This is a genomic window from Stieleria varia (genome assembly GCF_038443385.1).
Taxonomy (GTDB): Bacteria; Planctomycetota; Planctomycetia; order Pirellulales; family Pirellulaceae; genus Stieleria; species Stieleria varia.
This window is the reverse complement of sequence record NZ_CP151726.1, coordinates 3710183-3728447: the sequence shown is the minus strand read 5'-3', so window position 1 is coordinate 3728447 and position 18265 is coordinate 3710183. Positions and strand designations below refer to the sequence as shown.

13 protein-coding genes are annotated in these 18265 nt (G+C 56.3%); 5 read left to right on the top strand and 8 right to left on the bottom strand.

What is annotated here, in order from left to right:
• Positions 1–502 precede the first annotated feature (502 nt).
• A complete protein-coding gene (locus Pla52nx_RS12300) occupies positions 503–1954 on the top strand; it encodes an IS1380 family transposase (protein WP_342190172.1) in 1452 nt (483 codons plus the stop codon).
• A 171-nt stretch (positions 1955–2125) separates the two neighbouring features.
• Here the strand turns inward: Pla52nx_RS12300 and Pla52nx_RS12295 are convergent, their stop codons facing one another.
• The 7 genes from Pla52nx_RS12295 to yajC form a co-directional block, all read right to left on the bottom strand.
• Positions 2126–3214, bottom strand: a complete 1089-nt coding sequence (locus Pla52nx_RS12295; protein ID WP_146523795.1) for a Gfo/Idh/MocA family oxidoreductase — start codon at positions 3212–3214, stop codon at positions 2126–2128.
• Positions 3211–4023 carry an acyl-ACP--UDP-N-acetylglucosamine O-acyltransferase gene (gene lpxA / locus Pla52nx_RS12290; RefSeq protein ID WP_146523794.1) on the bottom strand — a complete coding sequence of 271 codons (813 nt, stop codon included), beginning with the start codon at positions 4021–4023 and terminating at the stop codon, positions 3211–3213. The genes Pla52nx_RS12295 and lpxA overlap by 4 nt, the downstream gene beginning before the upstream one ends.
• Positions 4024–4087: 64 nt before the next feature.
• Positions 4088–4996 (bottom strand): UDP-3-O-acyl-N-acetylglucosamine deacetylase, encoded by a 909-nt coding sequence (gene lpxC / locus Pla52nx_RS12285; RefSeq protein ID WP_146523793.1) that lies wholly within the window; start codon positions 4994–4996, stop codon positions 4088–4090.
• Positions 4997–5433: 437 nt separating this feature from the next.
• Complete coding sequence (locus Pla52nx_RS12280) at positions 5434–6054, bottom strand: OmpH family outer membrane protein (RefSeq protein WP_231742874.1); 621 nt, start codon at positions 6052–6054, stop codon at positions 5434–5436.
• A gap of 229 nt (positions 6055–6283) precedes the next feature.
• The gene (locus Pla52nx_RS12275; RefSeq protein ID WP_146523791.1) at positions 6284–8341 is read right to left on the bottom strand and encodes a M28 family peptidase; all 2058 of its coding nucleotides are present in this window, start codon (positions 8339–8341) and stop codon (positions 6284–6286) included.
• A 384-nt stretch (positions 8342–8725) separates the two neighbouring features.
• The gene (gene secD, locus Pla52nx_RS12270) at positions 8726–12037 is read right to left on the bottom strand and encodes a protein translocase subunit SecD (RefSeq protein WP_146523790.1); all 3312 of its coding nucleotides are present in this window, start codon (positions 12035–12037) and stop codon (positions 8726–8728) included.
• Between the two features lie 181 nt (positions 12038–12218).
• Positions 12219–12710 carry a preprotein translocase subunit YajC gene (gene yajC / locus Pla52nx_RS12265; protein WP_231742873.1) on the bottom strand — a complete coding sequence of 164 codons (492 nt, stop codon included), beginning with the start codon at positions 12708–12710 and terminating at the stop codon, positions 12219–12221.
• A gap of 46 nt (positions 12711–12756) precedes the next feature.
• Here yajC and Pla52nx_RS12260 point away from each other — a divergent pair, with 46 nt between their 5' ends.
• The gene (locus tag Pla52nx_RS12260; RefSeq protein ID WP_197455165.1) at positions 12757–13887 is read left to right on the top strand and encodes a DegT/DnrJ/EryC1/StrS family aminotransferase; all 1131 of its coding nucleotides are present in this window, start codon (positions 12757–12759) and stop codon (positions 13885–13887) included.
• A gap of 146 nt (positions 13888–14033) precedes the next feature.
• Here the strand turns inward: Pla52nx_RS12260 and Pla52nx_RS12255 are convergent, their stop codons facing one another.
• Entirely contained in the window at positions 14034–14918 is an 885-nt protein-coding gene (locus tag Pla52nx_RS12255) for a helix-turn-helix domain-containing protein (protein ID WP_146523787.1), read from the bottom strand.
• Between the two features lie 259 nt (positions 14919–15177).
• On the opposite strand from Pla52nx_RS12255, the gene Pla52nx_RS12250 reads away from it, so the two are divergent.
• The 3 genes from Pla52nx_RS12250 to Pla52nx_RS12240 are packed head-to-tail and all read left to right on the top strand — an operon-like array spanning position 15178 to position 18202.
• Positions 15178–16281, top strand: a complete 1104-nt coding sequence (locus tag Pla52nx_RS12250; RefSeq protein WP_231742872.1) for a sigma-70 family RNA polymerase sigma factor — start codon at positions 15178–15180, stop codon at positions 16279–16281.
• Between the two features lie 29 nt (positions 16282–16310).
• Positions 16311–17744 carry a TIGR01777 family oxidoreductase gene (locus Pla52nx_RS12245; protein ID WP_146523786.1) on the top strand — a complete coding sequence of 478 codons (1434 nt, stop codon included), beginning with the start codon at positions 16311–16313 and terminating at the stop codon, positions 17742–17744.
• Positions 17741–18202 (top strand): hypothetical protein, encoded by a 462-nt coding sequence (locus Pla52nx_RS12240; protein ID WP_146523785.1) that lies wholly within the window; start codon positions 17741–17743, stop codon positions 18200–18202. Before Pla52nx_RS12245 ends, Pla52nx_RS12240 begins: the two co-directional genes overlap by 4 nt.
• Positions 18203–18265: the final 63 nt, after the last annotated feature.

Below are 18265 nucleotides of genomic sequence, written 5' to 3'. Positions count from 1 at the left end.
AAAGCTCAAGTCGCGATTCTGGCGCTAGTGCATCGTCCAGTCTTAGAACGTGGGTTCGGTAGATGAGCCGTTTTGGCGTTAGCCACGGTTTTCGTGACACGACCGTGGCTAACGCCAAAACGGCTAACCCCAAAATCAAGACCGGATGATGCACTAGGCTGGACTACTCAAAGTTTGGTGTTGACATTGTTCTTTCAGTCCATGTTTTTGTCCCATGCATCGCAATCAAAGTGAGCCTCAGACGCTAGCCGTGGGCCGGCACCACAATCCGCCTCAGGCCCACGGCTAGCGTCTGAGGCTCACTGGGGTCACCAGCTGCGCCGGCAGTAGGGACATAAACTTGCGCAAACCCAAAAAGAAACAACACCATACTTTGAGCAGTCCATTGCTAGCCCGGATATTGCATCCGAAAATTTGTTTCCCCCTATAGCGCAAGAGCCTTAGTCCTGGTATGCATTGGAGTTACAACACTTCACACATCCCAAGCCCAAGGCTCTCGGCAATGACAAAGCGTAATCGAAAACGAGCTGCACTGAAACGCCTCCGTCGCCAAGCTGTCGAGTTTGATTTTGATGGCGGAACGCTCACGTCCGACGCCGGATTGCTACTGCTTCGCGAAGTCGATCAACGACTCGGCCTGATCCGCCGAGTCGACGCTTGTATTGCCGATCCACGCGATCCTATCTACACCGCACATCCGCAGGCCGAGATCCTGACCAGTCGTATCTTTGGAATTGCGGCAGGCTACGAGGACGGCAACGATCACGCCCACTTGCGGCATGATGCAGCCTTTCAAGTCGCTGCCGGACGCACGCCTGCACAGAATGACTATGACAGCGACGAACACGTTCCTTTGGCCAGTCCGTCAACGCATTCACGTTTCGAAAATCGTGTCGATCGCAAAGCGATGCTGGCTATCCACGAAGAAATCGTAAACACCTTTCTGGACAGCTACGAGAAACCGCCCGAAGAAATCACCTTGGACTATGATGCCACAGATGATCCGACGCACGGCAATCAAGACAAAAACTACTTCAATGGATTCTACGACGGCCACTGTTTTCTGCCGCTGTACGTGTTCTGTGGCTATCAGTTGCTCGTCGCCTACCTACGTCCCAGCAGTTTTGGCGCAGCCCATCACGCTCGCGCGGTGACCAAACTGCTGGTTCAAAAGATTCGTTCGCGATGGCCGGAGACGAAAATCATTTTACGTGGCGATGGCGGATATTCTGATGAAAGACTCATGCGTTGGTGCGATAAAAACGACGTCTACTATGTCTTCGGATTGCCCAAGAACAACGTCTTGATCCGCAATATTGCCTGCGAAATGACCCGTGCTCGACTTGAGCATTTGAAATTTAAATCCACGCGAACGCTTTTCAAATGGTTCCGTTATCGCACTCAGGAAACATGGGACCGTCATCGCTGGGTTCTCGGCAAGGCGGAGCACGGCGACAAGGGAGCCAACCCGCGTTTCGTCGTGACAAACCTGCCCAGTGCCCAAGGGATCGTCGAGCCGACTTATCATCGCCCTCGCGTGGACGGCAAACAGGTTCGACAAATCCTCGATCCTGGAACGATCTGCAGTGTTGCTTGGAACCCGAAGGATTTCTATCGAGAACGTTATTGTCAGCGTTGTGAAATGGAGAATCGGATCAAGGAACAACAGATGTGTTTGTTTGCCGATCGAACCAGCTGCACAGACTTCATGGCCAATCAGTTTCGTTTGATTCTGTCGTCGTTGGCGTATGTGTTGGTCGACGGAATCCGCCGGTTGGCACTTCAGGGCACTACACATGCTCGGATGCGTGTGGATACGATCCGCTTGCGTCTGTTCAAGATTGCCGCGCGAGTACGCGTGACTTGTCGGCGAGTGATTTTTCACCTTCCGACTCACTGCCCTAGCGCGAGTCTCTTTAACGAAGTCATGGCGCGTCTTTGCCGAAGCGACTAAGGGCGGCAACCCTCGAGGAAAACGCAACCACGAAGCGAATCATTCGCTTGGGGGAGGGGGGGCCTTCTGCGCGGCGCTGCGAAAGCCCCCATCAAAATCAAATCATTTCCCAAAAGCGGACGTATCGAACTCGCAACCCCGCGTCAATAACCGATGGATGCAATATCCGGGCTAGGCCGAACGGCGTTGGCGTCGGCTAGCGACTTCGATTCGCTGACGGGCGACGGCTGCTGGGCCGATCTCCGTGGTGACACTGTCGCTGTACCAGCGACGTGCTGCGATGGAATCGAGAATCATTTCCGCAACGGTCACTGCGCGAGCACCGGCAACCCCCGTTACCGTCGGCGCGATTCCCGATTGAATGCTGATGACAAAGTCATGTAGCTCGTCGAGGATGGCGTTTCGTGGCTCCAACTGGTGTACTTGGACGCCCAAGTGGTCACTAAAGAGTTGGTCAGCGTAGCTCAGTGGATTGTCCGTTTCCGTCGACAAATCAAACGAGCGATCGACCATGTCGTCGCTGGGAACAACGGTGGTCAATGTCGGACCTGAGAAATCGATGTTGGCAAATCCGCCGGAACCGAACACTTGCATGTTTCGTGCGGGTGTGGGACTGACCCGGGACGCCTTCAAGTTTGCGACCAAGCCGCATTCGAACTCGATGCGTGCTTCGGCGAGGTCCTCATGATCACTGACAACGGCCAGTCCGCTCGCGGAAACACTGGCAACGGCGGCCTCGGTCAATGAAAGCACCAGATCGATGTCATGGATCATCAAGTCCATCACGACACCGACGTCCAGGCAACGCCCTGGAAACCGTGACGCCCGGACGGCTTCGACGTACTTGACATCCACTCCGACTTGGCCCAACGCGGTGAACGCGGGGTTGAATCGCTCCACATGGCCGACTTGCAAGGTCAAACGCTTGGATGCTGCCAGTGCGGCCAAGCGATCGGCGTCCTCTGCGGTGTTCGCCAGCGGCTTTTCCACCAACACATGCTTTCCCGCTTTGAGCAACTCGACCGCGATCTCGCAGTGCAGATCGGTGGGAGCGGCAATGATCGCCGCGTCGATTCTCGGGATCAGATCGAGATAGTTTGCGACCACGGGCACGTCGTAAAGCTCAGCGGCTTTTTGACGAGCCGATTCGAACGGATCGCTGATCGCAACGAGCTCTGCACCGTCAACGCTGCCGAGCAGTTTGGCGTGGATTCGTCCGAGGTGTCCGGCGCCGATGACGGCAATGCGAAGTCCGCTCATGCTGCTTTCTTTTTCCTCTGATCCTGGCCACGTCCGTGGCGTCCGCTGCAGGAACGATCCACGCAGTCAAAGAGGTGACGCAAGACAGGGCGAATGGGTCCGCGATTGAACATTTCTTCGCGGGCTGCCTCAACACCAACGCGTTGGCGATAGAGCAGTTTGAAGGCGTCCGTCAGTACCCGAATATCGTCTTCGGAATAGTCGTGACGCTTCAATCCGATCGTGTTGATGGCGCGTGGCTTGGTGGGCTGGCCGTCGACGATCGTGTAGGGCGGAACATCGTGCAACACACGACTCATTGCGCTGACGAAGCTGAGTTGTCCGATGGTTGCGAAGTGGGAAACGCCGACGCCTCCGGCGAAGATCACATCGTTGCCGACGCGAACGTGACCGCCGAGCATGATGTTGTTTGCCGCAACGATTCGGTCGCCGACTTTGCAATCGTGAGCAATGTGCCCACCGGCCATGAAGTAGTTGTTGTCGCCGACCAGCGTCACGCCGTCTTCTTTTTCGGTGGCGCGATTCACCGTGCAGTGTTCGCGAAACACATTTCCGTCACCGATCTCGACACGCGTCGGCGTGCCTTTGTAGCTGGTGTCTTGAGGAGCGGCGCCGAGGACCGTACCGGGGAAGATATGATTCTCGCAACCCAGTCGACAAACACCTGAGATGATCACGTGATCTTCGATCAACGTGTCATCACCGATAACGACATCGGGACCGATGACGCAAAAATGTCCGATTCGAACGTTCGTTCCCAGCGTTGCGCGGGGATCGACGACGGCGGTCTGAGCGATGGTGACACCCATGGTGACTCCGAATGGTCATATCAAACGAGGGGAGGAAAATGGTTCGCCACGTGCGGACGGTGCCTTACGCGGCTCGATCTTGCTGCTGACTGTTTGGATTGGTGTTTGAACGAGACATGGTTTGTTGTTGAGCCAGCTGCAACAATTGAGTCGCCATCGTCCCGTTGAGGTTGTGTCCTCCACGAACGGACGAAAACTGTCCTACCAACTGCAGGCCCGTCAACGCTAGATCACCGATCATGTCCAACAGTTTGTGTCGTGCGCACTCGTCGGAGTATCGCAGTGTGTTCTCTATCGGTCCGTGGTCGCCAAAAACCAATAAATCTTTGTTGGTTACATGAGACGCAACGCCTTGAGCTCTCAGCGTCTGAGCTTGAGATTGTGTGATGAACGTCCGCGCCGGTGCAATCTCACGCGCGAAGCGATCGGGAGTGCATGTGCTGCGGAATTTTTGATTGGGAATGACGCATTCGTGATCGAACGAAAGCTCGTATTCGAACTCCGTCACACCGTTTGGGGCTGGCGCCGCGGAGATCGTGCGATCTGCAGCCCGAATCGTGAAGGGTTCGCGAATGACCAAGCGTTTTTTTTCCGCCGCTTGGATGATCAGACCCGCGTTTTGCAGGGCGTCCACGTATGCGGCGCAGCTGCCGTCCAGTCCAGGCAATTCCTCCGCGTCGATCTCAACGATGCAGTTGTCGATTTCCATCGCGTAGAGCGCTGCCATCAAATGCTCCACCAACTGAAACTGCGCATCACCGCGTTGCAGAATGGTTCGTAGCTGAGCATCATGACGGAATTCTGCAGTCGCTGGGCAGGAAGGACATCCGGGCAGATCGCTGCGGACCAGCAAGATGCCTGTACCGACCCTGGCCGGCGACATCACCACTCGAACCCGCTGTCCGGACCAATAGCCCGTCCCGCTGACTTCGCACGTGGTTGCGATCGTGTGCTCGTTGCGTGAGATATTCACGCTGACCTCCCTGCCTGCGCCTTACCTGACTCTGGTTTGGCGTCTGCTGTTGTCAATTTGTTGAGTCATTGGTTGTCCGGCCATCCTTGGCCTGAACGTTCTACTTTGCCTAGTGCATCGTCCAGTCTTAGAACGTGGGTTCGGTAGATGAGCCGTTTTGGCGTTAGCCACGGTTTTCACACAACCGTGGCTAACGCCAAAACGGCTAACCCCAAAATCAAGACCGGATGATGCACTAGTAACTCGACACGTAGGCGAGGACGCAACCGTAGATCCCTCGCTTACGCGTCGGGTTACGATTTCGCTATGCAATCATGTTTCGTTTTCGCGGCACCTGTGGTGAATGCTGCTGCCCAGAGACCGTTGCGGCGTATGGCCGGGGCCACTCGCCGGCAACGATTTCTCTTGGGTTTTGCGCACCCACCGAAAATCAATCCTTAGCGGTTGATTCCGGCTCCACCAACTCCAGCGGTCGACGCTGCAGCGGGCAGTGCTTTGTCCAGGTACTGCATCACACCGGGGGTCATGTCCAAAGCATTGTCGTGATAAACAATGTTTTTCATCACGCCACGGATGACAGACTCACCGCTCTCTTGTTCCATGCTCTCGCTGTTGTAGCGCAAGACCAAGTTGATCTTGTAGTGTTCAGCGAGGAACTTCACGCCGGCGGCGATCTTTTGGTAGTTCTCGAAATAAATCTTGGCTTCTGCGTCGGCCAGTTCTTTGCGTTTGCGAGCCATTTCCAAGCGGAGCTTGGAGTCCATGTCTGCAACGGCTTCTTCTTGTGCGGTGTAGTCGGGGGTTCCGACCTTGAAAGTCTTCAACTTTTCAGCCGCCGACTTCAACGCATCACGTTTGGTCTTCAATTCGGCATCGTATGCTTTCAGATCACCTTCGACGGCAGCCACTTGAGCCTTGATGCCGGGATGGTTCTTGAAGATGTAGGCGACATCAACCACCGCGATACGGTGTCCTGCTGCCGGCTCTTGGGCTTGCGCCGTGGTCGAAACGATTGCGGTTGCCGCGACGACAACTCCGACGACCAAATTGCGAATCATTCGCACTTTCGCTCTCCTTGCATTTTGGGTGCGCATCCAAATTCCGATGGTAAGATCAGTCGCGAACGTTCGCGTCTAGCTTGTTGCCATCAGCATGCCGTCACGTACAACGGCATGTTCCACTGAGTTGGGATTCTGTCACCACGCTGCAACCACGTAAAGACAGAAACGGCAGGTTCAGGGCGGCTAAGAAAAAAACTTTTTCCGCAGTTCGCCGTGCTAGCAATCGCTAATTGCCGGGCCGATTTCCCAACTTCACATTCAAGTTCACCGTCTTACCAGCGCGCAAGACACGGACGACGACTTCGTTGCCTGGGGACTGATCACGCAACCAACTCAGAACGTCGTCAGACGATCGAATTCGCGTTTTCCCCATACGCTGAAGCACATCACCGACTTGCACCCCGCCGGCTTCTGCCGGTCCATCCTCGTAAATGCTGGAAACCATTACGGAACCATTTCCGTCGGAGAGTGTGACTCCGAGATACGCGGTCATTTGACGGCGAATCTGGACCTTCTGCTCCGTTTCTGCATAACGAGGACGTTCCGGCAGCACTGACAGTTGCAGCGTGACATCGGAAACCATATCGGTTATCCGGGTTAGATTACCGAAATCGATTTTGTCGAAATCATCGGTTGGGCGATGATAATCGTTGTGCAACCCGGTAAAGAAAAACAAAACGGGGACGCCGGCGGTGTAAAACGACTGGTGATCGCTGGGCCCATAGCCACTAGCGACCTTGTAAAGGTTGAATTCTTGCTTTTGGTTGGCCGCGTCCACAACGGCCTCCAGCTTGTCGGCCGAACCGGTCCCGTAAACGGTCAGCTCATTGTCTCGCAGACGACCGACCATGTCCAAGTTGACCATTGCGGCAGTCTGTTTCAGCTCTCGCAAAGGGTGATCAACGTAGAACTGGCTGCCGATCAGCCCGCGTTCTTCGCCTGTGAATCCGATGAAAACAAGAGTACGGTGCGACGTGACGGTCTCGAGTTTCCCGGTCACCGTTTGGGCGATTGAGAGCATCGTTGCCGTGCCACTCGCGTTGTCGTCGGCCCCGTTATGGATTGCAATCGTTCCTGGTGCCAACGATCCGTACCCGCCCATTCCGACGTGATCGTAGTGGGCACCAACGACGATGGTTTCATTGGCGAGGGGGCCTTTGCCTGGATAGACGCCAACGACGTTGAAGGTCTCGGCAACGGCAGGTTTGATGTTGACCATCACACTGGCGATGATCGACTCCAGTTCGTGGCTCTGCGGCTTGAGATCCCGATCGATGGAGGCTTCGATCTCCGTCAGCGAGACATTGCCGCCTCGTTTCAGCAAGTCCACCGCGACGTCGCGAGCGATCGACGCAACCGGCATTGATTTTGTTTTGTTGTTCTTTGTACCGGCCTCGGACAGCCCCAGTACGCCGCGACGAGCTTCATCAACGTTGCGTTGCATGTCGGCCAGCATACCGTCGATGACGGCAATTTTCTCTTTCAGCGCCGCTTGATTCTTGGTGGCTTGGGCGGGCAGCTCGCTGAGCTGTTTCTCGATGGCAACCTGGCGTTCTTTTTCTTGCTCGATCCGCTGCTCTTCGGCTTGCACCGCTTCCTCGATGCTCTTGGGATCGTTGACGATCAAGACCGCCAACGCGCCGTGCTCGATCGCGTTGGCGATCTTGGTCTGGAAATATGCGTGCTGGCTGTTTTCGGTGCCACCAAACGGGCTGTCGGGATCGCTCAACTGTGGTTCCTTGCGGAGGATCATCACCACCGCACCTTTGGCATCGATCCCGGCGTAGTCGTCGTAGCCGATCTTGGGTGCCGTGATGCCGTAGCCGGCAAACACCAACGGCGCGGATACAGCACCGTCATCGGCTCCAACGGCCAGTGGAGAGAATCCATCGCGCAGGGTGACGTTCACCTCGTCGACTCCCTCGTCATCGCGAGTGATGCGAAAGGTCGCATTGTTCTTGTCGGGGGCGCCGGTTTCATTTCCGACGGGGACATCGACGGCTTGAAACGGCGTTCCGTCGTAGCTGTCCGTTTGAAGCCCGATCTCACCCATGCGTCGGGCGAGATAATCCGCAGCGACTTGGATCGTGTCATCGGTCACGCTGCGACCGCGCAGATCGTCACTTGCGAGGAATCCGAGGTCACGTCGAAGTGCCAGCGCGGTGATACCCGAGGCGGCGGCGTTGCCGGAAGATGACTCGGCCGGTTTCTCCGCAATTGAAATTCCGGGGAGACTGAGCAGAAGAAGAAAGACAACACAGCAAACAGGGGATCGAGCAAGCATGTTTGGTGTGTTCTGTGTTCGGCAGATGGAGTGGGTTACCTAGCTAACTTCGCCGGTCGATTTTTAGAACGGTCTCGTCGAGGTGAGGCATGGGATTCAATCCCCCTCACCCCCTGCCCCTCTCCCCCAAATCCTGACTCGCTTAGGCTCGCCAGGATTTGGGGGAGAGGGGAGCCATGTTTTGTTTGAGGATGGCTCGATTTGCCTCAAGACAACTACTTGAGCTCTATACCAGCACGAAGCGCAAGCGAGTGATTCTCTCAAAACCAGCACGAAGAGTGAGCGAGTGATTCACGGCGTTTTATTCACTCGCTTGCGCTTCGTGCTTGTATTTGCGTTTTCTCCAATCAAGGCGAATTCGTTGATCAACCGTGGTCGCTTCGTTTAGGCCGTTGCTTTTTCGCCGCGGCCGACCAACCACAACAGGATGGGGCTGGCGACGAAGATCGAGCTGTAGGTACCGACGATCACGCCGACCACGAGAGCGAACGCGAACGCGTGAATACCGTCGCCTCCGAAGGCGTACAACAGGACCACCACGATCAACGTCGTCAACGAAGTCAACAAGGTTCGGCTGAGCGTTTGATTGATGCTGGTGTTGACCATTTCACCGGTTAAACGCGGAGCCTTGCCTTTGACCTCGCGGATCCGGTCAAACACGACGATCGTGTCGTTGAGCGAATAACCGATGATCGTCAACAACGCGGCGACGACCGTCAAACTGATTTTGAATTGATCGATTAGCATGAAGCCCAGGAAATCGGCCAACCAGAAACTGACGGCGATTGCCCCCAGCGTGATCAACACGTCGTGAACCAAGGCGGCGACCGCAGCAAAGCCGTAGATCACGCGTTGGAATCGGAACCAAATGTACCCGATGATGGCGATCAGGCTGGCGAACAAGGCCGCACCGGCACGACCGACCATTTGACCGGCGACGCGTGAACCGACGCTACTGCTGCTGACCCAAATGGGCTCGCTGGCGAGTGATTTTTCAAAGCCAGCCATCAACTTGTCGCCCGTTTCGGCGGACATCGGTAATTCGACTTTCCACTCGGCAAACGGCACGGATGAACCAGGACTCCAATCCTCGGCCCCCTCACCAGAGGGCAGAACGGACACGACACGTTCGTTCAGTGGGATACCCAATTCATCGGCGACTTCCTTTAGACGCAGGATCAAAGTCGGACCGCTCATCTGTGCGGCACCGTCACTGCCTTGAACGCTCAGCATCACACGCTTGGTCGTCGTCTCCAGTGGTGCATCCGCAGTGTCGGTATCGACCACCTCGGCGCTATCGGCTGGTGCCGCATCGTCGGTTGAGGCAGACGCATCAGCAGGTGCAGGAGCGGTTTCCGCGGCAGGAGCAGCAGTTTCGGCAGCAGGAGCAGCGTTTTCGGCTGGTGCGGTTTCCGCTGGTGTGGTTTCCGCTGGTGTGGTTTCCGCATCGGCGGCTCCTGGCTCGGCATCTTGAGGTCGAGCGACCGTCAGGAACTGGCCGTTTCCGAATAGCGATGATTGGTCTGCTGCAGCGGGAGCCGAGTCTTGAATGCTGACTTGGTAGCTCAGCAGATCCACGCCTTCTTTGGCGGCAAAGGATTCGACGACGCGGTCTTTCAGGTCGTTCACGTCTTCCAGCGACGAGTCGACTTTGTAGACAGTCTTCTTATCGGCACCTTCCATGGTCACGCCGTTGACCGTGAACTGGACCTTTGATCCGTTGAACTCGCCGATTCCGGCGTCCATGATGCTCCGGACTTCATCGGCTTCCAGCGGCTGGCTCAATCGGAACTGAACCGATGAACCGCCAGCGAAATCGATATCCAGGATGGACTTGCCGCGGGCGAATAGCGAGCCGATGCCGACCAACACAAGGATTCCCGACAGTGTCAGAGCCAAAGCACCTTTGCCGATAAAGTCCACGTTGCCTTCGCCGGACAAGGCCGAACGCAGCTTGTTGACTCCGTCGGACATGCTGAGAGTCAACTTATTGTGTCGTTCAGCGATATCGAACAAGGTTCGCGACATGTAGATCGCGGTGAACATGGAGAACAGGATACCGAGGATCAACGTCACAGCGAATCCGCGAATCTGGTCGGTACCGATCGCGTAAAGCACGATCGCGGTCAGCAAGGTCGTGAGGTTGGCGTCGATGATCGTCACGGTCGCCTTGGCGAAACCGTTTCGAATTGCCATGCGAGGCTTGGCACCCTTATTCAGTTCTTCGCGGATGCGTTCAAAGATCAAAACGTTGGCGTCGACCGACATACCGACGGTCAAAACCAAACCGGCCAATCCGGGCAATGTCATCGGCTGGTTGATGAATACCATCGTCGCCAAGATCATCGCCAAGTTGAGCACGAGGGCCAAACAGGCGATGGCACCGGCGAATCGGTAGTAGAACAAGATGAACAGCAACACTAGGCCGAGTGAAACACTGATCGCCATGATGCCTTTGTTGATCGTGTCCGTCCCCAGTGTCGCATCGACTTCGTTTTCAGCGATCGGTTGCTTGGTCAGAGCGGCTGGGAGCTGGCCTGCTTTGAGGATATTGACCAACTGATCGACTTCTTCTTGAGTAAAGCGGCCCGTGATTCGACCTTGTTTTTGAATCGTCGATTGGATGTTCGGGGCGGACAGCAAGCGGTCATCCAGCACGATGCCGAGCTGGCGTTCACGACCGTTCTGAGGCGAGTTCTCGCTGGTCAAAGCATAGAACTTGCCCGAGCCGGTGTCGGTCAAGGTAAAGGCAACCGAGGGTCCGCCGCTTTCGTCGAACGACGAGGACGCGAACGCGAGGTCTTCGCCGGTCACATCGTATAGTGGGTCGGTGACCATCAGGATTTCCAAGCCCGACATGCCGCTTTGATCGACCCATTGTGCTTGCAGTTTCTCGCCGTTCTTGACGCCGCGAACGCTCGGAGGCAGTTCGATGAACTCGCCGGTGTCTGGGTTACGCAAGATGGCGGAACTGACGTCGAGCCGGAACGGCGTCTTTTCGCCTTCGGTTTTGCCGGTTTCGCGGTCGACGATTGCCCAGCGTCCGATGACCGAACCATCAACGTCTTTGATCTCGTCTGCCAGTCGCACTGTGGTGCTGGGCGACTCCGACTGCTGACGGGCTTCGTCGATCACATACTTGTGGTCGATTTGGTTGGCGACGATCGCGAAACGCAACAAACCGGCTTCGGCAATGCTGGTCTTGATCTGGTCGACTTCGCGTTGGTCGACCTCTGGCACGATGACTTCGATCTGTGTTTCGCCGTAGGGGCGAATCACGATTTCACGAGTACCGGCGGGGTTCACGCGACGAATCAGCGGACCGACCAATTCCTCGGACTTGATTTTGATCCCGCCGTCTTCGTTGCGATTCTTCTCTGGATCGATTTCGTAGACGAGAATCGTTCCTCCTCGCAGGTCGACACCGAGTCCGGGCAGTTTGTTGATCAGGACCGCGGCGCTGGCGATGATCGCAAAGAGCACCCAGCCGATCCGAGAGGAATGACCGGGCATCTTGAGCTGTTTGGCCAAGTAGGCACCGAGGACGAATGGCACCACCATGACCGCGATCGCGATCAACAGCACTCCGTATTGTGTCCAGGAAATACCGGTGGTTTCGGTATCCGTCTGGGCAAACAGAGTCGCTGCGGCAAACACGTGGTTCGTCAGCGTTTGGGAAATGATTGAACAGTCCATCAGTCGTTGCTAAGAATCAGGGGATTCGGGGACCGTCGGCCGTCGTGGCCAACCGATCGGATTGATTATTGAGTAGGGAGTTCTGCTGGCGAGACCGTCGAGCGTTAGCGTTGTGCGTTTGCTCAGCCAGCCACGATTGAGTTGTCTTATCAGCGTGTCTTGTCTGGTAGGCTTTCGTCGCTCAGGCGGTTTCCTTGTCACTGTCGCCGGAGTTGCCTTCTTTCTTTTCTTTGACGATGGACGCGATCGCAGACCGGCTGACCTTCATCCGCATGTTTCCACTGTCATCGAGTTTCAGAGTGACCACGTCGCTATCTTTAGTGACCGACGCTACCACGCCGTGAATGCCACCGATCGTGATGACGCGATCATTCTTGGCCAATTTGGACATCCGTTCTGCTTCTTCGGCCTTTCTGCGTTTCTCTGGAGCGAGGTACAGAAAGTAGAAAAGGAACATGACTCCCACGATCGGAAACAGCGGGCTGGCCAGCATTTGCTGGATAAAATTGCCCTGCGGCTGGGTGGCATCCGGCGCAGCATCCCCGGCTTCGGCCAGCAAACTGGTCAAGTTCATGATCGCGGGGGAGGCGAAAAAGTCGGTCAGGCTATCGGCTAATGCGAGCAAATGGCTATCCAATGAGGGCACCTGGGCCTTGAAATGCAAGTGCGGCATGATATGGAAGCCCTATTCAGGTCACAAGCCCAGCCGAGGAGATGAGATGACGTTTTCCTGCCCGATTTGGCCTCCGCAGTGGCCTGAGATCGGTTCTAAGCTTCAGGAATCGATCCTTTCGGGCGACTGGGGAAGATACAAATCAGCGGCCCATGAGGAGCTGCGCGGTCAAATCGCATCACTTTCGCAATGCTCGCATGTACGCTTGATGGGCAGTGGCAGCGCAGCGATCGAGATGGCCCTGAGAACGGTCGGAATCGGGGCAGGGGACGAAGTTATCCTGTCGGCGTTCGATTTCCCCGGAAATATTCGGGCGATCGAAGCCACCGGGGCGACACCGGTATTGGTCGATGTCCGACCAGAAAGCTTGCAGTTGGACTTAGAGATGGTGCAAGATGCCAAGAGCGATCGGATCAAAGCCGTCATCGCTTCGCATTTGTATGGCACCTTTGCCCCCGTCGGCCCGCTTCGGGAAATCTGCGATCACTACGGATGGCAACTCGTCGAAGACGCATGTCAGTGCCCGGGTTCTGTTGCGCACGGCAGACCGGCGGGCAGCTGGGGAAACCTGGCCGCACTGAGTTTTGGAGGCAGCAAGCCGCTGTGCGCCGGAAACGGAGGTGCGTTGCTATCCAATGACCGACGCATGGAGGCAAAATGGAATGCAACGCTCGATCGCCCCAGTGACACACAACCTCTGTCGGGTTTGCAGGCAACCGTGCTGCTGCCGCAACTGAGCCGGTTGAGGGAAATGAATCGGCAACGTTGGCAAACGGCGATTGAGCTGCAGACACTGAGTAGTGAACTGGGCGATGTCCGATGGCTCAGTGAATTGCCGGGGGCTGCGGAGGGACCGCAGGACGCAAAGGGTCAAAGCGACCCCAGCGATGTGTGTGAAATTCAGTGTTCGATTACGCATTACAAAGTCGCTTGGCTGGCAAAAGATTCTTTCATTCGTGATCGAGTCGTCCGACGCGCCGGAGAAATGGGGATTCCAGTCGGCCCGGCGTTTCGCTCGATGGACCGATGCAGCCCCAAACGATGCCGCAAACCGTTTGCGTTGCCCGAAAGCCGAAAGCTTTCTGAGTGCGGTTTCGTTCTCGATCACTCGGCACTGCTGGCTGAGGGAGAAAATCGCCGCCTGCTAGTGGAGGCGATCGCTTCGTTGCTGAATTAGCCAAAGGCGCAGGTTCTCTGTTTGACCCGTAGCCGAAGGCGCAGGTGACGCCACCAACCGGTTGAAACCGCAGCGCCCAACGCCGCTTCCGCCTACGCCTGCTGGGCAAACGGGGATGGAGTGACAATCTATCGCGAGCGACCAAGTCAGGACTTGCGAAACACGCCGGCCAATTCAATCAAGTGCCGTAGCGTGTCGCAGTGAGCGGTGTACCGAAGCTTTGGCCGTAATTCATCCGTCAATGCCTGACCACCCACCAGCAACAGGACATCGCTGGAGAGGCTTTCTGCAAGACGATTCTCGTCCAAGATGAAGCGATTGACGTCGCTGACGGTGGTCACACTGAGCCAGACCAACCGAGGCTGATAATCGGCTGCAGCTTGGATCAAACTCGTGATGGGCAAGTTGTTCCCCAAGCTCACCGCCCGGTACCCAACCTCCTTGAGGGCAAGCTCCGCCAACTTGGTCGGGATCTGATAAGGGTCCGTTTCGGGGGCACAGCCAATGGCAACCGGCGCATCATCGCGGGGTGCCGGCAACATCTGTGATTGATGCTCCAACAGCCGCATGCAGATCTCACAGCCACGCCGCTCTTGGTAGACCTCCAACTCACCACAATTCCAAGCTTCACCAAGCCCCCGGAGAGCATCGGCAATCAAATCCTCAGCCGCCTCGCTGCGCATCCAGCCTTGCTCGACGCGTGCCTGCAGCAATTGACTGCACGTTTCTTGGTCACCGTTGGCCAGGGCGACCCGAAACGCTCGCTGGTCCGGCAACTGTCCTCCAGGAATCTCACCGGCCTTGCGGTCTGCCCTCTGCTTGACCATGCCCAACGCATCGGAATTCACGAGCTTTCGGCTGGTCGATGCCAGAAATTCGTTCAAACCGTCCACCGTAATACGACGGTGACCGCCGACCGTCCGCACGGTCGGGATGACGCCCTGATCACACCAACGCTTGACGGAGGACTCGCTGACTGCCAGGGCAGTTGCGACTTGCTTCGGCGAAAACTGACTTCGAGATACGGACACTTCGACGGGCACCCTGGCGGACACTCAACACGATTGAATTGGACGAATTGCGACCGGTTTGGCCGCAGAGGGATCGTAGCGGTGAGTTCGTTGCTGCCAACCGCCACCTGCAAAAAACATTGTAGAAAGACGGATTTTACTAAAGATCCGCTTTTTGGGCGCTTTCGTGGAATCCGTCCGTTGCTTGGTATCGAACATGCGGTTATACATCATATCGTTCACGGTGAACGTTTTGCACGAAACGGACGTTTTACAGACCATGGCACCCACAATGACACACTTGGCATTAGAAACACTGTCCGCGGTTGAGGGGATCGACGAGGCGATGCTGGAATCGATGGCCGGTCTCTCGCCGCAGAAATTTCGTGCGAGAGTGCCATCCTGGTTCGGCAGCGAAGAACTGCGAGAGGCGATGGCGGAAGCCGATCGAGTGCTTGAGCCTTTGGATGAGCTGGAGGGGCAGCAGCTTCAACAGCGGATTCGACAAAGACTGCGAAGCGAGATTTCGTTTATTTCGAATCCGTCTCACGGCGATCCCGGGTTTGGCAAGGAATTGTTTTCCGAAGCGTTGGGTCTGGCGCCGCGTCAAGCATCGCTCGGGCTGGCAGCGATCAAGCGAAGCGGGGTGGACATGCCGGTTCATTTGGGGCGGCTTTGCGAAGCACCGTTGTTGAAGCCAGAGCAGGAACGGATGCTGTTTCAACGCATGAACTACTTGTTACAACAAGCGGCAATCCATCGCAGCATGCTCAACCCGGCACGACCCTCGCGTGTGCGGTTGGAAATCATCGAGCGATTGATTTTCATGGCCGAATGGCATCGCGATCGAATTGTCGAAGCCAACTTGCGGTTGGTGTTCTCAATCGTGAAGAAGTTTGTGAACACGAGTAACGCGTTTGACGAGCTGCTCAGCGACGGAATCGTAGCATTGATCCGGGCCGTCGAAAAATTTGACTTCGATCGCGGGTTTCGATTCAGCACCTATGCGACGCAAGTCATCCGGCGAAACTCTTATCGCACCGTGGTGACGAACCAGCAGGAGCGTCAGACGACGGTCGGCGGATTACAGGACATGGATCTGGACCTTACCCATGATGTCCGTGAGTCGGCGATCAGCGAAAAGCGATGGCATGAATTGCGTGCTCGCCTGAGTGTCATGCTGGACGAGTTGGATCGACGCGAAAAATTGATCATTCGTGCGAGATTCTCGTTGGGTTCTCACCGCAAGGTTCATACATTGCAGTCTTTGGCTGATCGCCTGGGTGTCTCCAAAGAACGCGTTCGCCAACTCGAGCGGCGAGCGATGGAGAAACTGAGGGCGATGGCGGGCGATTCAGATCTGTCCGAGTTGCAGCCCGAGTGATTGAGTTATCGAAAAGGTAAAGACCCGGCATGCCAGCAGCTGAACACTACGTTGCATCCACGTCGTTGCCGGTCAGTGAGACTGACGCTTTCTCGTACCATGATCGCCCTGGTGCGCTGCAACGTTTGATACCGCCGTGGGAATCGGCGATCGTGGAGCGGTCCGATGGCAGCTTGGCCGTCGGCAGTGAGGTCGTTCTGAAGACGAGCTTGTTCGGCGTGCCGCTTCGCTGGCTGGCTCGGCACACGGAGTACGACCCGCCCCAGCTCTTTGCGGACACTCAAGTCTCCGGGCCGTTTGCCCAGTGGGATCATCGCCACAGTTTTTCCAACGGTGTGGCGAACGATGCGGCGGACAATCCGTCACAGACGATTCTTCAGGATCACTGTGTGATGAAGGATGCGGTGACTTATCGCCTGCCCTTGGGGATGATTGGAAAGATGATGGGCGGCGGGTTGGTCAAAGGCAAACTTGAATCGATGTTCGCGTATCGCCATCGGGTCACTCGAGATGACCTGCAATTGTTGAGGGAGTATCCCTTTGAGCGTCCGCTGAACATCGCAATTTCCGGGAGCACCGGCTTGGTGGGTTCCGCATTGGGGCATCTGGTGACATTGCTGGGACATTCGGTGACGCGACTCGTTCGCAGCCCAGACCCGGAGGATCCCGATGCGATTGCGCCTTGGTCGGAAGGGTTTGATCGTGAGTCTCTGCAACAAGTCGATGCCGTGGTGCATTTGGCTGGCAAACCGATCGGCGACAGTCGATGGACGGCCCAGTCCAAGAAAGAAATGGTATCGAGTCGTGTGGTGAAAACACGAGAGCTCTGCGACCTGCTTGCCGGACTGGAGAACGGCCCCAAGACTCTGATTTGCGCTTCGGCAACAGGGTACTTTGGCGACCGCGGAGACGAAGTCCTCGATGAGTCGTCTGCGCCCGGCGATGGATTCCTGCCCGATTTGTGCGTCGGCTGGGAACGTGCGTGCGATAGCGCTCGCGCCGCCGGCATACGAGTGGTCAACACAAGATTTGGTATCGTACTGTCGCCGCGTGGAGGAGCATTGTCGCAGATGCTGTTGCCGGCGAAGTTCTGTGGTGGCAGGCTCGGTTCGGGTGACCAGTGGTGGAGCTGGATCGGGCTGGACGATTGTATCGGCGCAATCTATCACGCGTTGATGCGGGACGACGTGAGCGGGCCGATGAATGTCGTATCGCCACAGCCGATGACGAACAAAGAGTTTGCTGCGACGTTGGGTCGCGTCATTCGTCGCCCGGCATTGATGCCAGCGCCCGCCTTTGCATTGCGAATGGCATTGGGGGAAATGGCCGACGCGTTGCTGTTGGCAAGTGCCAGAGTTACCCCGGACGTGTTGGTCGACTCAGGATACCGATTTCGATTCACGAATCTGGAATCCCAACTTTCTTATCTGTTGGGTCGTGAAAGCAGAGAATCCATTGAATGAGTGCGAAATCGATTTTTGTGGTTCACGTCATGGTGACCTGGTACTTGGTCGGCTTGATTTGGACGGTCCAAGTCGTGCATTACAACTTGTTCGATCGAGTCGGCACCGATTTCTTTTCGCGATACGAGGCTGACCATAACCGATTGATCACGCCGATCGTCGGTCCGGCGATGCTGCTGGAATTGGCCACTGCGGTCGTGCTGCTGTTACACCGCCCCGAGGGGGTCCCTGGATGGGTTTTGGCGTTCGGTTTGGCGATGGTTTTGGGTATTTGGCTCTCGACCGTTTTCATTCAAGTTCCTTGCCACGCCCGGCTCATGAACGGCTTTGATGAGTCTATCTATCGACAATTGGTATCGACCAATTGGATTCGAACGGTTCTGTGGACTTCGCGTGGATTTCTGATGGGCTATTTCTTAATGCGTCTGCTTGCGGACGCTCAGCAGACGCCTGCGTAACCGGCACGACCGGCGCATCGGAGTGAACTCCTCTCTCACTGAGAATCTCTGCAACCGGACTTC

Excerpts from the sequence above, each read along its gene's own strand:
- Pla52nx_RS12300 (WP_342190172.1), top strand. The coding sequence starts at position 503 with ATGACAAAGCGTAATCGAAAACGAGCTGCACTGAAACGCCTCCGTCGC.
- Pla52nx_RS12295 (WP_146523795.1), bottom strand. The coding sequence starts at position 3,214 with ATGAGCGGACTTCGCATTGCCGTCATCGGCGCCGGACACCTCGGACGA.
- lpxA (WP_146523794.1), bottom strand. The coding sequence starts at position 4,023 with ATGGGTGTCACCATCGCTCAGACCGCCGTCGTCGATCCCCGCGCAACG.
- Pla52nx_RS12280 (WP_231742874.1), bottom strand. The coding sequence starts at position 6,054 with ATGATTCGCAATTTGGTCGTCGGAGTTGTCGTCGCGGCAACCGCAATC.
- Pla52nx_RS12275 (WP_146523791.1), bottom strand. The coding sequence starts at position 8,341 with ATGCTTGCTCGATCCCCTGTTTGCTGTGTTGTCTTTCTTCTTCTGCTC.
- secD (WP_146523790.1), bottom strand. The coding sequence starts at position 12,037 with ATGGACTGTTCAATCATTTCCCAAACGCTGACGAACCACGTGTTTGCC.
- yajC (WP_231742873.1), bottom strand. The coding sequence starts at position 12,710 with ATGCCGCACTTGCATTTCAAGGCCCAGGTGCCCTCATTGGATAGCCAT.
- Pla52nx_RS12260 (WP_197455165.1), top strand. The coding sequence starts at position 12,757 with ATGACGTTTTCCTGCCCGATTTGGCCTCCGCAGTGGCCTGAGATCGGT.
- Pla52nx_RS12250 (WP_231742872.1), top strand. The coding sequence starts at position 15,178 with ATGGCACCCACAATGACACACTTGGCATTAGAAACACTGTCCGCGGTT.
- Pla52nx_RS12245 (WP_146523786.1), top strand. The coding sequence starts at position 16,311 with ATGCCAGCAGCTGAACACTACGTTGCATCCACGTCGTTGCCGGTCAGT.
- Pla52nx_RS12240 (WP_146523785.1), top strand. The coding sequence starts at position 17,741 with ATGAGTGCGAAATCGATTTTTGTGGTTCACGTCATGGTGACCTGGTAC.